This window comes from Martinezella hainanensis, from assembly GCF_900094555.1.
Classification (GTDB): Bacteria; Pseudomonadota; Alphaproteobacteria; order Rhizobiales; family Rhizobiaceae; genus Rhizobium; species Rhizobium hainanense.
The window spans coordinates 98,939-114,148 of record NZ_FMAC01000005.1 but is presented as its reverse complement, the minus strand read 5'-3'; the positions used below and the strand labels follow the sequence as shown (position 1 = coordinate 114,148).

The following is a 15,210-nucleotide window of genomic DNA, read 5'->3' as shown; positions in this document are numbered from 1 at the left end:
GTGTCTGGGCTGCTCATGGGCGCGCTCCTCCTCAGCATTCATGGAAACCGGCGGCAGGCTCACCTGCCGCCGCATGGATGTCGATCGAAGCTTACTTCGCCTGTTCGATGACCTGCGCAAACTGCGTGGCGAATTGGTCTGCCGTCATGCTGGGCGTCGTCCAGTATTGGGCGATGAGATCGCCTTCGGTCTGGACGATGTCCTGCGGGGTCAGCACGTCAGGAGCAAGGATCTGGCGGCTCGGGTCCTTGAGCGCGTTCAGGCCCTTCTGGGCGCAGGCGTCGAGCTTCGACGTATCCACGTCGAGACGCACGGGTACGGAACCCTTCTTGGAGTTGAAGGCAAGCTGGCCTTCCTTCGACATGATGACCGTTGCGAGCAGGGTCTGGGCATCGGTGGCGGTCTTGTCCTTCAGGACCGGGAAGACGAAGATATCGCCGCCCATCATGAAGTTGGATTCGCCAGGCCCGAGAATGCAGCCGAAATCCTTGTCGGCGACGAGGCCGGCATGGATGAACTCACCCTTGGCCCAGTCACCCATGAACTGGATACCGGCCTTGCCATCGATCAGCATGCCGGTCGCAACGTTCCAGTCGCGGTTCGGGCTGCCGGGATCCTGATAGTTGCGCAATTTGGCAAAGACTTCCGCCACGTGCTTGAACTTGTCGGACTTGACAGCATCCGTGTCGAGATCTTTCCACACCTTGGCATAGAGGTCCTTGCCGCCTTCGCCGAGCAGGATGGCGTTGAACATCGATTGCAATTGCCAGGGCTGACCGCCGACGGCGACCGGTATCAGGCCGGCGGCCTTGATCTTGTCGAGCGCGGCAAACATTTCATCCCAGGTCTTCGGCTCGTCCGTCACGCCGGCCTTGGTGAAGACGGCCTTGGAATAGAAAACCCAATTCTGGCCGTGGTCGTTGATGGGAGCGCCATAGATATGACCCTGGAACTGAATGGCCTGATAAAAGGCCGGCGTCAGAACCGACTTCCAATCCTGCTCCTTGGCAAGATCGTCGAGCGGTCGCAGCAGACCCTGCTGGGCAAGTTCGTTCATCTGCGTGCCGGTGTTGAACTGCATCGCCGTCGGCGGATTGCCGCCGATGATGCGGTTGATGCCGATCGGGCGAGCGGTCGAGCCGGAGCCGGCAATCGCGGTATCCACCCATTCACCGCCGGCGGTGTTGAAGGCCTTGGCCAGTTCCTTCACGGCTGCGGCTTCGCCGCCCGAAGTCCACCAATGCAGGACCTCAGCCTTCTTGCCTTCGGCCAGAGCGCCGGTCACGCTCGCCGCGACCAGCGCCGTGGCGCCGACCAATGCCATCATCAATTTGCGCATACGTTCCTCCTCCTTTGACGGCGTTCTCCAAACGCCTGTGTTCAGCCGCCGCCGTCGCCAGACATCGGATGCCGAATCTCCTGATCCTCCAAAATATGCTGCAGGGCCTCCGTTCCCCGCAGCAAGTGAGCAATGCTTCCTCAGGCATTGCCCCTTCGTCAAGCCCGCAGTCCGAAAGGACCGCATTTTCTCAACTCTATAGCGCACTCAATGAGAAACGTCCCTCATTTATTGCGCGCGGTATCGGATCAGGACGGCCGCAGCTACTGTGGATTGCAACCACGCGACGCGACTGGGCGGAGCGTTCGAATGCCGTCATCACTTCCAGGGCATGGAAGGCAAGCTCGGACGATACCCGATGCTGGCGCCCGGAGCGAAGAGAATCAACCATTTCCGCCGCGCCCAAACCGCGCAGCCCGAGATGACCCGGCACGCCCTCGGTATAGGGATGGTCGATGGCAATCTCCTCCCACGCTTCGCCGCCATCGCGGAATATCTCGACCTTGCCACTGAAGTTATTGGGGTCCGGCGTCACCATGGAGCCTTCAGAGCCGTAAAGCTCGATCTGATTGTGTTTGTGCTTGATGACATCGAAGCTGGTGGCGATGGTGACGGTCGCGCCGCTATGAAATTCCATCACACCCGTCAGATGCGTCGGCACCAATACCTTGATCGTCTCGCCTCGGCGCGGATCGGTCTTCACCGTGCGCTCGATGCGGGTGATCTTCGCGGTCCCGAAAACTTCGCGCACGGGACCGAGCAAGGCAATGAGGTTCGTGACGTAATAGGGGCCGACATCAAGCATCGGCCCGCCACCGCGGCCATAGAAGAAAGCCGGATTGGGATGCCAATGCTCATGACCGGGCAAGAGCAGCATGGCGGTCGCCGAAATCGTCTTGCCAATGCGCCCTTCATCGAGCAAGCGCCGCGTCAGCTGGTGACCACCGCCGAGGAAAGTATCTGGAGCGCAACCAAGCCGCAGGTCCCCTGCCCGCGCAATCGCCATCAACTCCTCCGCCTCGGCCATCGAAACGCCAAGCGGCTTTTCCGAATAGACATGCTTGCCGGCAAGCAATGCCTTCTTGCTGATGGCATAATGCGAGACCGGCGTCGTCAGGTTGATGATGAGGCCGATCTCCGGGTCGGAGAGCATCGCATCGAGCGCAACGGCTTCGATGCCGAAATGTTCTGCGAGTTTGCGCGCCGACGTGTCATAAAGATCGTAGACCGATTTCACGCGAATGAAATCGAACATGTGCAGGGTCGCGACATAGGTGGCGCTGATATTGCCGGCGCCGACAATGCCGACTTTCATGGGCTGGGTGCTCATTGGATTTGCCTCTAGGAAATGGTGATATCGAGTTCGGCGGCAACGGCACGCAGATAGTCCATGCCGCGCCGCATCTCGTCGTCGAACTCCGGCGTCGCTTCACGGAAATGGGTCCAATGCGATGCCCCCGGCGCATCCTCAAGCTCCAGCGTGATCGGGCCGGAATAGCCGATGGCCTGAAGTGCTGCGAAGATCGCCTTCCAGTCGATCTTGCCGCGTCCCGGCCGCCAATGAGCGTTGGTATGGCCCTCATTGTCGGAAAAATGCGTGTTGAAGATGCGATCGCCGAGCGCCAGCACGACATAATGCGGCATGTCGCCAGCCGGAAAGAGATGACTCGGATCGAAATTCAGGCCGAGATTGGGTGCACCGGTGCGCTCGATCAGGCGCAGCATGCCCTGGCCGGAACTGACCCAGCGATAGGGATGCGGCTCGATCGCGACCCTGAGACCCGCGTCAGCAGCAATCTCGCAAGCTCGGGCAAATCCCTCGACCACGGCATCATATTCGCTCGTCCAGTCCCATTGCGGCTCGACGGCCGCGCTCCACTCCTGCGAAATCGGCCGCTGCAGGATCGGTTTGACGTCGGATTGAAACGGATAGGGTGTCATGCTGGTGACGATCGGCGTGCCGATGGCCGCGGCGACATCTATTCCCCGCTTGTAGCCGTCGAGATCAACGGTCGACACGGCGACATTCGCGGCGCGGCTGAACGGCAGATTGAAGAAGAAGTTGGTCAGAACCAGCCCCTCTCCATCGGCAATCTCCTTCAGCTCGCGAATAGTTTCGGGCGTGTAATAGGCCAGCATATCCACCGACCATGCTGTGAGCTCAAAACCCTTGCACCCGGTTCGAGCGAGCCGCCGCAAGGGCGCCTGATAGGGCGGGTTCCAGTTGAAGGTCCAAATTGGCGATCCGAAAAAAAGCGAGCCGCTGCTCACATCATCCTCCCGTGGAATGCGGACCTGCCCAGTGTAGGGCTCCGCGCCTGTGTCATGGGTACTGCCAACGAGCCTCCCACTCAATTTTGGCAATCCGTAACGTTACGATTATGGAAAATAGTGACGCTGTCAATCTCTTATGATTTGGGATTTCCTACCGGCTTCCACTCAAATATCAAAATTCGTAACGTTACGAATTTCTTGCGGAGATCGGCTCATATTGTGATCGGTGGCATATTGGGGTGAGTAACGATGGGCCTAAGCGGGAGCCGTGCTTGCAATAGGCAAGGCGGTAACACCATCAGCAGCCTCAACCGCTTCAATAAGAGCCACGGCAGCCGGTCGTGCAACACCGGCAGCGATTGCGGCGTCAGGCTCTATCAGCAATTGATTGACGCCGGGCCGTTTTAGACCCGGCGTCTTGATCAGGTCAGGCTTTTACGACACTTGCCTGATAAATCTCGTCAATGGTCTTCGCGAGGCTGGCGTCGAATTCGGCGTCGCTCATCGATACACGGAGGTCTTCGGTCAAGGCGCGCGAGAAACTGGCGATCATTCCATGGTTATGGCTGAGCTTCTCACAGGCATCCGCGCGGCTGTAGCCGCCCGACAGCGCGACGACACGGGCCACGGCCTTGTGATCGACGAGGGGCTTGTAGAAATCAGGAACCGTCGGGATCGTCAGCTTGAGCATCACCTTCTCGCCTGCCGGTACAGTGTCGAGCCTCTGCGCAATCTCGTCGCGCAGGATGGCTTCGGCCTCCTGCTTGGTCGGGCTCTTGATCGAAACTTCCGGCTCGATGATCGGCACTAGACCATGGCCGAGGATCTGGTGACCGATTTCGAACTGCTGCTTTACCACCGCGGCAATGCCGGTCTTGTCGGCGTTAGCAATCACCGAGCGCATCTTGGTCCCGAAGATACCCTTCTTCACCGCACGGGCGAGCAAATCGTCGAGATCTGGCATCGGCTTCATCACCTGCACGCCGTTCTCCTCGGCTGCCAGTCCCTTGTCGACCTTGAGGAACGGAACGACGCCGCGGTCCTGCCAGAGATAGGAGGGAACCGGCTTACCCTTCGCCTCTCCATCCATGGTTCGCTCGAATAGGATGGCGCCGATCACCTTGTCTCCGGAAAAGGAAGGAGCCGTCATGATGCGCACCCGCATTTCGTGCATCAGACGGAACATTTCCTCATCGCCGCTATAATCGGAATCAGCGATCCCATAGAGACGCAGGGCGCCCGGTGTCGAGCCTCCGCTCTGATCGAGCGCGGCGATGAAGCCACCCTCACCCGACATCTGCGACAACATCTTTTCGTCAGCCATACTTTTCTCCCTATTGCGCAGCGCCGCGTGGCGCATACGGACTTTCTGGATCGGACAAGCCTTCCGGCATCACCGATCGGTTACAAATATCGACCTTGGCGAACAATCTCGCCCCTGGAGCGGTCATGCAAGCCTCCAATATCTGAGAAACCTAACGGAATTCCCTTTGTTATCCAGTCGAAATGCACAGCATTTTCGAGAAATCAATGACCACGAACCACGGAGTTTTGGGTATGACGGCTCACCAACACGGTCCTTTCCGCGCCAACTCGTCGAATAAACCGATTAAGGCGGCTATTACCGGAAGATCGCGTGCCTAGGCCCGGTCGAATAATATTTCAGCTTCGGCTTTTCGCCACCTGTGTGACTTGAGCCGTTTTGAGCTACTTCGCTTTTGGTTTGGGTTTTGCAGCACGTTTTCCTGGCGCAAACGAACGGGAAGGACGAACGGCATCGCAATTTCCGGACGCTCATGAGGAGATACCATAACCATCGAATCCGGAGACGATAGTGGCGTAGAACCTGCGACAGTTTCAGAATATCAAGTCGATATCGAACGGTGGTTTTCAGCGCTTGGATCCGGTAGCGCTACCTCATCCATCTTCAGCTATGCTCACCTGCCCACGGCATAGCATTCGCGCTTCCGCTCAGCCCGCAGATTGCGACATCGCTCAAGCGCGACGCAGCTGGCTGTGGTGATCCACGAATTCGGCGCGAACGACTTCACGCAGCTCGGCCGGATTTTCGCCGGCGATCGCCCGATGCAGGAAGGCGGCCAATCGCTCCCCTATCGCGTGGTTCGAGTAATAGAAGGCGCTAAGCGGTGGATTGAAGAAATCGGGCAGTGCCGTGCCGCCATAGGTGATCAGGGCGAAATCCTTGCCCGCCTGCCGCCCGGCATCGCGCAGGCCGGCAAGGAAACCGAGCGCAGCCTCTTCGCTGGCCACGAAGGCGGCCGTCGCCTCCGGGTGCGAGGCCGCGACACGTTTTGCCATCTCGCGCCCGTTGTCAGGCGTCACCGCAGTAAAATGGATGAGACTATCCGGAACACTCAAATGGCGTTCGGCAAAGGTCCTGCGCCAGCCGCGAACGAATTGCAGGCTATAGGTGAACTGGCGGCTCGGCGCAATCAATAGCGGCATGTTGTGTCCGGCATCCAAAAGCAGGCGTGCAGCCTCCGCGCCGATCACTTCATGATCGAGATCGATGCTTGGATGAGCGCTCAAGAGCTCGGTGCGGCCGAAAGTGACAAAGGGCATGCCGACCTCGAGCAGATATTTGACGCGATCGTCCTGTGGGGTCGTATGCGTGATGATGATACCGTCGACCGATCCCTCCTCGACGATATCGCGCACCGTCGCGAGCGGATCGTCGGCCTGGAGCTGCGGCACGATCGTGGTACGGTATCCCCGCGCCTTCATGTAACGCGAGGCGCCCTCGATCAGCGAGGCAACGACGATGTTCATCTCACCCTCACGCCCGAATGGCAACACGATGCCGATGGCGTGGGTCTTGCCGGTGCGCAGATTGATGCCGCCGAGATTCGGGCGATAACCGAGCTCGCCAGCGACACGCTTGACCAGCTCGATCGTCTCCCGATTGACCTCGGGACCTTCCTTCAACGCTCGGCTGACCGTCGTCACCGAAAGACCGAGCGCTGTCGCAACCGTCCGCAGCGTCACGCGCTGGCCCACCTCGCGCCGCAAGCCGCGCCCTAGCGCCAATCCATGCACCTTCGACAAATCATCTCGCTCCGCCATGTCGGCGGGAGAATGCCCGCTGCCAGGCGAGGATGCAAGCACGGGTTACAGTCAACACAGGAGAGATAAATGCTTGTTTAGGCCGTCTCTCCAACCACAGTCAGGCGGCACCCGGACACAACTCTAAGCATTAATATTCAGCAAGCGTTCAGAAAAGCAATTTTAAGGTGCAGATGTTTCATTTATCTGCCACCGGGGGAAGCTCATGGATAAATATACGAGAACTGTTTTGACGATCATTGCCGTATCGCTTGCCGCCATCGCCATTCAAAACACGATCCCGTCGGCGAAAGCCCGCGGCGGATGTGGCGAAGAATCGTATAATCCCTGCTTTGTAAAGCTCGTAAACTGATGGGATTTGGCGCTTGTCGCCCAGCGTTGTAAATGTTTGGACCTGCCGCTGCATTCATAGCGGCAGGTCCAAAACTATTCTTCATCATCAAATAGCGCGCATCGGCTTGTCCGGAACTGCTTCGGCAAGCCTGTAAGACGTCAGTCCTGCTCTGCGATCCTGCGCGCAGCCTGAATGGCGGTGCGCGCACCTGCCCTTAGCTGTGCCGTTTCCGTGCCGGCGATAACCAGATCGAGGCCGAGCTTGAGATATTCTCCGGCACGAGCGCCGTCGCCTCCAAAGGCGCAGATCACCTTGCCATGGGCACGGCAGCGTGCAAACACGGTCGCAAGCGCTTGATCGATCGCGGCGCTATCGGGCGCGAGCCGGGCACCGTTCGAAAGAGCAATCGAAAGATCTGACGGACCGACGAAGATGCCATCGATACCGTCAACGGCAAGAATCTCGTCGATCGCGTCCAGAGCAGTCCGGGTTTCGACCATGGCGATGGTGACGGTCAGGCTATTGGCACTCTGCAGATAATCTTCGGCTGGCAGGCCAAAATGATTGAGGGCAAGCGAGGGTCCCCAGCTGCGTTCGCCGAGCGGCGGATACTTGGTTGCCTTCACCAGCGCACGGGCATCATCGGCGGAGTTGATCATCGGCGCGATGATGGCAGAGGCGCCAGCATCGAGAAGCCGCGAGGCGGAGGCGAAATCACCGACGGGAATGCGAGCGATCACCGGCTTGCCGGCCAGACGCACATAGGCAATTCCGTTGGCGGCAGACTCCATGTTCCACATGCCATGCTGCATATCGAGCACAACGGTATCGAAATCCTCTTGCGCCAGATGGTTGACGAGCATCGGGTCGGGTATGCCGACCCAGCCGGAGATCATGCCGCCATTCTCGCGGCGCTTCAGGCGTCCGGCAAAACCGCTAATGTCAGTCGTCATCGTCTTTCCTCACCTATCAACAACAGGCTCTTCTTTGAAGCCAGCCTCGACCGCCAAATCACGGCGAGCCGTTGCAATCGACAATACCCAATTCCCGTTGCCGGGCCACTCGAAAGTGCACATGCGACAGACGCAGATGGATAAAACAAGGCTTCAACCGCAGCGCCTACCGCGCATGAAGGCGATTTCAACATGCCAGACGACCATGACAAATATGCAGCTATTTCGGTTGGTTAGGCGGTGAATCATATAGACGGCGTCGCAGGAAAGCGACTGGAAGCGGGCGATGCCGTCAGTCCAACGACATCGCCCGCCCATTATTCAAGCTCCGATGAGCGCGCGACATGCGGCGTCTAAAGGTCTCCTTTGCCCGCGACTTCAGAGAGCCTGCGGGCCGCTGCGCGAATTGGAACCCCGTTGTGGATTTTTCGCGAATTTTGAGCAGTCAACGCCCCGCAAAACGCTGCTTTGCAAAGTCCGTGACCGGCGTATAGAGGCTGATCAGCGTTCCATCAGGATCACGGATCTGGCCCGCGCGGTTGCCCCATGGCATCAGCTTCGGCTCGTGCACGACCTCCACCATATCCTTCAACCGCGCAAATTCGGCATCGACATCATCGACCTGGAATTCGATGATGAGCGAACGATTGGCTGAGGGTTCGGCGCTGCCCTCGCGAAACAGGGCAACGGTATCAGCGCTTCCGATCGCAAGCGTTGCTCCGGGAGTGACGATCTCGGCAAAGACCGGCGCCCGCCACTCGGCCGATTGACCCGTGACCATCTCATAAAAGCCGACCATCTTCTTGATGTCTGAAGCAATCAGACGCGTGGATGCTAATTTCATCGGAGGCTCCTTCAAAAATCCCGCCGACGGTGTCGTGGCGGCTCAAAGGCTCTTGTCGCATAAGGCTGTTGCCACCATACTGACAGCAGGAGTCAGCAGGAATGCGTCGCGCCGACCGTTTGTTTCAGATCATACAGATATTGCGTCGGTCCAGCCGGCCGGTGACTGCCGCCGCGCTCGCGGATGAACTCGAGGTCTCGAAACGCACGGTCTATCGCGACGTTGCCGATCTGATGAGCCAGCGCGTTCCGATCGAGGGCGAGGCGGGCTTCGGATATCTGCTCTCACCCGGCTATGAAATGCCGCCGCTGATGCTGACACCCGAGGAGATCGAGGCTGTCGTCCTCGGAGCACAATGGGTTGCGGATCACGCCGACAAAACCCTCGCCAATGCCGCACGCGATGTGGTTGCGAAGATCACCGCGATTGTTCCCGCACATCTGCGTCCCTTCATCCTGGAGCCGAGCGTCGGCGCCAGACCCGTCATTCCGGGAGCGGAGGAAGAAAGCATCGACCTGCAGATGCTGCGCGTCGCCGTCCGCGAAGGGCGAAAGCTTCGGCTGCTCTACCGCGCCGAAGCGGGCGAGGAAACGGCAAGGACGGTGTGGCCCGTCATCCTCGGCTATTCCGATACGAGCCGCATTCTGGTGGCATGGTGCGAGCTACGCCAGGGCTTCCGGCACTTCCGCACGGAGCGAATTCTCAAGGCTGATATGCTTGATGAAGGTCATGGCCTGCGGCCAGGCGAGCTGCGTCGCCGCTGGTCCGCCTGGCGAGAGGCCGAACTCCAGCACTCCCTGCGGAAAAAGTAAGTGTCGGGTGCCGACGCAATTGTCCGCCGGCACCCGATCATCTCAGATGATCCCGCCGCCACCGGCAACCGATGCAGGGCGCTCGGCGGCGACCTTGGCGCGATAGCCGCTCGTCCTGTAGGTCGCGACCGGATCGATCGCGCCGCCGGCGCGGCGACGTGCTTCAGCAAGGATGGGCTCGACATCGGCGCGATAGGCACGCTTCAGCGTTTCCGATGCCATCAGAGCGTCGTTCGCGTCCTGATAATCACCGAGCGCGTTGCGATCGACGATCAGCGCCTGCGCATAGGCACGGCGGATTTCATTGGCGCTGGAAATCAGGCTCTCGATCGGGTCCGTTACATTATGCGACTGGTCGATCATGTGAGCCGGATTGAAGTCGTTGACCCCACGCCGTTCGGCGTCGACCAGCTCGTTGAAGACAAGGAACAGGCGATAGGGCTCGATGGCGCCGGCATCAAGATCGTCATCGCCATATTTCGAATCGTTGAAGTGGAAACCGCCGAGCTTGCCGAACTGGATGAGGCGCGCGACGATCATCTCAATATTGGTATTCGGCGCGTGATGACCGAGGTCAACAAGGCAATGCGCCTTGGGGCCGAGCGTCTGCGCAATCAGGTAATTAGTGCCCCAGTCCTGAACCACAGTCGAATAGAAAGCCGGCTCGTACATCTTGTGTTCGGAAAACAGCCGCCAGTCATCCGGCAACGCCTTGTAGATATCGGCCATGGCGGCGAGATAGCGCTCGAACACCTTGGTGAAATTGGTCTGACCGGGGAAGTTCGAGCCATCGCCGATCCACACGGTCAGCGCTTTCGAGCCGAGCGCCTTGCCGATCTCGATGCATTCGATGTTGTGCTCGACGGCCTGTGCGCGGGTTGCTGCGTCGACGTGGCTGAGCGAACCGAACTTGTAGGAATGGGCCTGGCCGGGCGCATCAGAAAACGTGTTAGAGTTCATGGCGTCAAAGCCGAGGCCGAGCGCATCGCCCTTGGCTTTGAGCTCGCGCGCATCCGCCTTGTCCCAGGGAATATGCAGAGAAACCCTCGGCGTTGCCCGTGTCAGCTGCTGGATGACGGCGCAATCGTCGAGCTTGTCGAAGATGCCGCGCGGCTCGCCGGTGCCGGGGAAGCGGGCGAAGCGCGTGCCGCCGGTACCAACGCCCCAGGACGGGACGGCAACGAAGAATTCGGAAACCTTCTTGGTGACGGCCTCGATATCGACGCCGCGACGGGCGAGCGTGGCGCCAAGCGCCTCATAGTCGGATTTCAGCGCGGCGGCGCGCTTGTCGTTTTCTGCAGCAACCAGATCGGGCGCAATTCTAAACTCGGCCATTCTTTCCTCCCAGACGATGAAGGCCCGCGCCGGCAAGCATAGCCGCGGCGCAGGCCGTTTGATATCAGCGCGTAAAGCTCTGCGCGTTGCCGGCGTCGACGTTGATGATGTTGCCGGTCGACTTGGCGGACAAATCAGAGGCCAGGAAGTAGATCGCCTCGGCAATGTCCTCGGGGAAGACATTGAGCTTCAGCATCGAGCGCTTGCGGTAATGTTCCTCGAGCTCATCCACCTCGATCTTCGAGGAGGCGGCGCGCTGCTCGCGCCATTCGCCGTTCCAGATCTTCGAGCCGCGAAGGACGGCATCGGGATTGACGGTGTTGACGCGGATGCCGGCTTCTGCACCTTCCAGCGCCAGGCAGCGGGCGAGATGGATCTCTGCTGCCTTTGCCGTGCAATAGGCGGCGGCATTCGGCGAGGAGGCCAGACCGTTCTTCGATGCGACGAAGACAACGTTGCCACCGAGATTTTGGCGGCGGAACAGCCGGAAGGCTTCGCGCGAAACGAGGAAATAGCCGGTTGCCAGGATATCGATATTGCGGTTCCACATCGAAAGCTCGGTGCTTTCGATCGGCGCGGACGAAGCGATGCCGGCATTCGATACCAGAATGTCGACGCCGCCGAATTCGACGCAAGCCTCGGCAAAGGAGGAGATGACGGCATCTTCCTTGGTGACGTCCAGCCTGACGCTGCGCACCGCATCCGCACCATATCTCTTGGCGAAATCGGCCTGTGTGCTTTCAAGTGCTGACTGGTCGATATCAGCCAGAACGACGCAGGCGCCCTCGCCCACCAGGCGTGCCGCCGTCGCACGGCCGATGCCGCCGGCGCCGCCGGTGACGAAAGCGACGCGGCCGGCAAGGCTTTTCGGCTTGGGCATGCGCTGCAGCTTTGCCTCTTCCAGCAACCAGTATTCAATATCGAAGGCTTCCTGTTCAGGCAGGCCTTGATATTCGGAAACCGTGGATGCCCCGCGCATAACGTTGATGGCGTTGACATAGAATTCGCCGGCGATACGGGCAGTCGCCTTGTCGCGAGCAAAGGACAGCATGCCGACGCCGGGAACGAGGAAGATCACCGGGTTCGGGTCGCGCATTGCAGGCGAGTTGTCATGCTTGCAGTCGTAGTAATAGCGCGCGTAGTCGGCGCGATAGTCTTCCAACGCCTTGTCGAGGCCGGCAATGACGGCGTCGACATCAGGTGTTGCCGGATCGAAGTCTACGATCAGCGGACGAATCTTGGTGCGCAGAAAGTGATCCGGGCAGCTGGTACCGAGCGCGCCGAGCGGACGAAGGCTCTTCGAATTGACGAATTCGAGCACGGCATCCTGATCGTCGAAATCGCCGAGCTTGCGCTCGGCTTTGCCGATGCGACCGCGAATCTCGGGCATCAGGCGGGCTGCGATGGCGCGGCGTTCCGTCTGCGGCAGGCTTTCGACAACCGCGCCACCGAAAACGGTCTTGCCTTCGGTCTTGGCGGCAAACCATTCGATCGCCTTGTTGATGATTGCAAGGGTCAGCTCGTAGCATTCCTTCGCGTCATTGGCCCAGGTGAAGAGGCCGTGGCTTTCAAGGACGACGCCCTTGGCGTTCGGATGCGCCTTGACGAAGGCTTCGAGATCGAGGCCGAGCTGGAAGCCGGGGCGGCGCCAGGGGAGCCAGCCGATGTCGTCGCCGAAGATCTCGCGCGTCAGTTCGCGGGAATTCTTGGAAGCCGCGATGGCGATGATGGCATCGGGGTGCATGTGATCGACATGGATGAACGGCACGAAGCCGTGCAGCGGCGTATCGATCGAAGCGGCGCGCGCATTGAGGTTGAAGGTGCAGTGCGGCAGGAAGCCGACCATGCGATCCTCGTCGGCGACGCCCCGATAGATGTTCTTCAGGCTGTCTAGCTTGTCCTGATAGAGCGTGGCGAAACCGTCGAGCTTGATGGTGCCGACATCGCCGCCGGAGCCCTTGACCCAGAGCACCTTGACCTTTTGGCCGGAGAGCGGATCGGTTTCCATGACCTTGGCCGATGTGTTGCCGCCGCCGTAGTTGGTGATACGCTTGTCGGCACCGAGCAGATTCGACCGATAAAGCAGCTTGCCCGGCTCATCCAAGCCGGCCGCATATGCATCATCCCAACGGTTCTTCAGAAGCTGAACGTCAGCCGCCATGTCATCCTCCCTTGAAAATCAAGTCCTGCAGACGGATCACATCACGATTGGAACCGCCCTTTGTGAGCAGGGTATCGCTCACGTATAGTCACCTTGTCAATCGAAAACGATCAAATTCGATAATGTTGCGATGCAATATGAAAGTTTATGATCGTTTGTGATTGACACTTTGTCATATTTGCGAAATAACCGCCAACAAGGAGGAGCCGATGCACGAACGTGAACGCCATCGCATTATTCTGAGCGCCGTACAGGAAAAGTCTGTCGTGACGATTCAGGATATTTCCGAGCTGACCGAGGCTTCGGAAGCGACGATACGCCGTGATATCGCTGCCCTGCACGTGCAGGGAAAGATCCGGCGCGTGCGTGGCGGCGCGGAGTCGATCCATCCCCCGCAACTCGGCAATCTGGCGGCACGGCCGTTCCGAGTCTCCGAGGCCGTCAATATCGATAGGAAACGCGCAATTGCGCGCAAGGCCGCCGAACTCTGCAATCCCGGCGACGCTATCATCATCAATGGCGGCACGACGACATTCCAGCTCGTTCACTATATTTCAGCCTTCCGGCTGCAGGTAATGACAAATTCGTTCGCCATTGCCGAACATCTGGTCAAGCATTCGAAGAATACGGTGACAGTGCCGGGCGGCGCGATTTATCGCGAGCAGAGCCTGATCCTTTCGCCCTTCGACAATGACACCATTCGGAATTTCTACGCCCGGCGCATGTTTATTGGCGCACAGGGTGTTGGCCCGCTCGGCGTCATGGAAGCCGACGCACTAGTCATCCAGAGCGAACAGAAGCTCATGCGCCAGGCCGACGAGCTCGTCGTCATGGTGGATTCCAGCAAGTTCCGTCAGCGTTCAAGCCTGATCCTTTGCCCGCTCGAACAGGTTTCGACGATCATCACCGATGATGGCGTGACGGCAGAGACGGTACGCATGATCGAGGACGCCGGTGTTTCGCTTGTTATCGCAAGCGTTTCGGCTCAGGCCGAGGAGGAAGATTCCCCGTCGGTCGCATAAAATACGCGGCGATGGGGTGAGCATAGCCTATCAACTTTGGGAGGAAGTGACATGAATATAGCAAAGAAACTGGCGATCGGCGTTGCGCTCGCGGCCACGCTTTTCGCCGGTGCTGCAAGTGCCAAGGACATCAAGATTGGTCTCGTGGTGAAGTCGCTGGGCAACGGCTTCTTCGAGGCCGCCAACAAGGGCGCCCAGGAAGCAGCCAAGGATCTTGGCGGCGTGCAGGTGATCTACACCGGCCCGACCTCGACCACGGCTGAAGGCCAGATCGAAGTCATCAACTCGCTGATCGCGCAGGGTGTTGACGCCATCGCGATTTCCGCAAACGATCCCGATGCAGTCGTGCCGGCCCTCAAGAAGGCGGCGCAGCGCGGCATCAAGGTCATCTCCTGGGATTCCGGCGTCGCCAAGGCCGGCCGCATCCTGCAGCTGAACCCTTCGTCCAACGAGCTGATCGGCAAGATGTGCCTGACGCTCGCCAAGGATCATCTCGACGGCGGCAAGGGCAACTTCGCCATCCTGTCGGCAACGACCACGTCGACCAACCAGAACATCTGGATCGGCGAGATGAAGAAGCAGCTGAAGGACTTCCCGGGCCTCAATCTGGTCACGACGGTTTATGGTGACGACCTCTCGGACAAGAGCTATCGTGAGGCCCAGGGCCTCCTGACCTCGCATCCGGAAGTCAAGGTCATCGTTGCCCCGACGACGGTGGGCGTGCTTGCTGCTTCGCAGGCCGTCAAGGATGCCGGCAAGATCGGCCAGGTCTACGTGACCGGCCTCGGCCTGCCATCTGAAATGGCCGGCGCCATCAAGTCTGGCGCGACGAAGGAATTTGCGATCTGGAACCCGATCGATCTCGGCTATTCCGCAACGCAGATCGCCTATCGCCTCGTCAAGGGCGAAACCGACGGCAAGCCGGGCAGCGAAATCAATGCCGGCCGCATGGGCAAGATCAAGGTTGGCGAAAACGGCGAAGCCGCCATGGCCGATCCGTTCGTCTACAACGCTTCGAACATCGATCAGTTCTCCAAGGTTTTCTGATCGAA

General features: G+C 59.4%; 12 protein-coding genes. 3 read left to right on the top strand and 9 right to left on the bottom strand.

Going from position 1 to position 15,210, the window contains the following annotated elements; all coding sequences use genetic code 11:
• Positions 1–91: 91 nt before the first annotated feature.
• The 7 genes from GA0061100_RS17180 to GA0061100_RS17150 form a co-directional block, all read right to left on the bottom strand.
• Positions 92–1,339, bottom strand: coding sequence for an ABC transporter substrate-binding protein (locus GA0061100_RS17180; RefSeq protein ID WP_083961375.1), 1,248 nt, complete (start codon positions 1,337–1,339; stop codon positions 92–94).
• 196 nt (positions 1,340–1,535) lie between these two features.
• Positions 1,536–2,669, bottom strand: a complete 1,134-nt coding sequence (locus GA0061100_RS17175; protein ID WP_075853926.1) for a Gfo/Idh/MocA family protein — start codon at positions 2,667–2,669, stop codon at positions 1,536–1,538.
• An 11-nt stretch (positions 2,670–2,680) separates the two neighbouring features.
• Positions 2,681–3,610 carry a sugar phosphate isomerase/epimerase family protein gene (locus GA0061100_RS17170; protein ID WP_075853925.1) on the bottom strand — a complete coding sequence of 310 codons (930 nt, stop codon included), beginning with the start codon at positions 3,608–3,610 and terminating at the stop codon, positions 2,681–2,683.
• A gap of 430 nt (positions 3,611–4,040) precedes the next feature.
• Entirely contained in the window at positions 4,041–4,937 is an 897-nt protein-coding gene (locus tag GA0061100_RS17165) for a fructose bisphosphate aldolase (RefSeq protein WP_075853924.1), read from the bottom strand.
• Positions 4,938–5,608: 671 nt separating this feature from the next.
• Positions 5,609–6,670, bottom strand: a complete 1,062-nt coding sequence (locus GA0061100_RS17160; RefSeq protein WP_244557882.1) for a LacI family transcriptional regulator — start codon at positions 6,668–6,670, stop codon at positions 5,609–5,611.
• Between the two features lie 519 nt (positions 6,671–7,189).
• Positions 7,190–7,984 (bottom strand): HpcH/HpaI aldolase family protein, encoded by a 795-nt coding sequence (locus GA0061100_RS17155; RefSeq protein WP_075853922.1) that lies wholly within the window; start codon positions 7,982–7,984, stop codon positions 7,190–7,192.
• Between the two features lie 445 nt (positions 7,985–8,429).
• Positions 8,430–8,828, bottom strand: a complete 399-nt coding sequence (locus GA0061100_RS17150; protein WP_075853921.1) for a VOC family protein — start codon at positions 8,826–8,828, stop codon at positions 8,430–8,432.
• Between the two features lie 101 nt (positions 8,829–8,929).
• Here GA0061100_RS17150 and GA0061100_RS17145 point away from each other — a divergent pair, with 101 nt between their 5' ends.
• Entirely contained in the window at positions 8,930–9,640 is a 711-nt protein-coding gene (locus GA0061100_RS17145) for a helix-turn-helix transcriptional regulator (RefSeq protein ID WP_075853920.1), read from the top strand.
• Positions 9,641–9,682: 42 nt separating this feature from the next.
• On the opposite strand, the gene rhaI is transcribed toward GA0061100_RS17145, so the two are convergent.
• Positions 9,683–10,975: an L-rhamnose catabolism isomerase gene (gene rhaI, locus GA0061100_RS17140; RefSeq protein ID WP_075853919.1), complete on the bottom strand. Its 1,293-nt coding sequence runs from the start codon at positions 10,973–10,975 to the stop codon at positions 9,683–9,685.
• 64 nt (positions 10,976–11,039) lie between these two features.
• A complete protein-coding gene (locus GA0061100_RS17135; RefSeq protein WP_075853918.1) occupies positions 11,040–13,136 on the bottom strand; it encodes a bifunctional rhamnulose-1-phosphate aldolase/short-chain dehydrogenase in 2,097 nt (698 codons plus the stop codon).
• Positions 13,137–13,345: 209 nt separating this feature from the next.
• Here GA0061100_RS17135 and GA0061100_RS17130 point away from each other — a divergent pair, with 209 nt between their 5' ends.
• Both GA0061100_RS17130 and rhaS read left to right on the top strand, forming a co-directional pair.
• Positions 13,346–14,158, top strand: a complete 813-nt coding sequence (locus tag GA0061100_RS17130) for a DeoR/GlpR family DNA-binding transcription regulator (protein WP_075853917.1) — start codon at positions 13,346–13,348, stop codon at positions 14,156–14,158.
• A 51-nt stretch (positions 14,159–14,209) separates the two neighbouring features.
• Positions 14,210–15,205, top strand: coding sequence for a rhamnose ABC transporter substrate-binding protein (gene rhaS, locus GA0061100_RS17125; RefSeq protein ID WP_075853916.1), 996 nt, complete (start codon positions 14,210–14,212; stop codon positions 15,203–15,205).
• The last annotated feature ends 5 nt before the right edge of the window (positions 15,206–15,210 follow it).

Excerpts from the sequence above, each read along its gene's own strand:
- rhaI (WP_075853919.1), bottom strand. The coding sequence starts at position 10,975 with ATGGCCGAGTTTAGAATTGCGCCCGATCTGGTTGCTGCAGAAAACGAC.
- GA0061100_RS17165 (WP_075853924.1), bottom strand. The coding sequence starts at position 4,937 with ATGGCTGACGAAAAGATGTTGTCGCAGATGTCGGGTGAGGGTGGCTTC.
- GA0061100_RS17130 (WP_075853917.1), top strand. The coding sequence starts at position 13,346 with ATGCACGAACGTGAACGCCATCGCATTATTCTGAGCGCCGTACAGGAA.
- GA0061100_RS17135 (WP_075853918.1), bottom strand. The coding sequence starts at position 13,136 with ATGGCGGCTGACGTTCAGCTTCTGAAGAACCGTTGGGATGATGCATAT.
- GA0061100_RS17150 (WP_075853921.1), bottom strand. The coding sequence starts at position 8,828 with ATGAAATTAGCATCCACGCGTCTGATTGCTTCAGACATCAAGAAGATG.
- rhaS (WP_075853916.1), top strand. The coding sequence starts at position 14,210 with ATGAATATAGCAAAGAAACTGGCGATCGGCGTTGCGCTCGCGGCCACG.
- GA0061100_RS17180 (WP_083961375.1), bottom strand. The coding sequence starts at position 1,339 with ATGCGCAAATTGATGATGGCATTGGTCGGCGCCACGGCGCTGGTCGCG.
- GA0061100_RS17155 (WP_075853922.1), bottom strand. The coding sequence starts at position 7,984 with ATGACGACTGACATTAGCGGTTTTGCCGGACGCCTGAAGCGCCGCGAG.
- GA0061100_RS17175 (WP_075853926.1), bottom strand. The coding sequence starts at position 2,669 with ATGAGCACCCAGCCCATGAAAGTCGGCATTGTCGGCGCCGGCAATATC.
- GA0061100_RS17145 (WP_075853920.1), top strand. The coding sequence starts at position 8,930 with ATGCGTCGCGCCGACCGTTTGTTTCAGATCATACAGATATTGCGTCGG.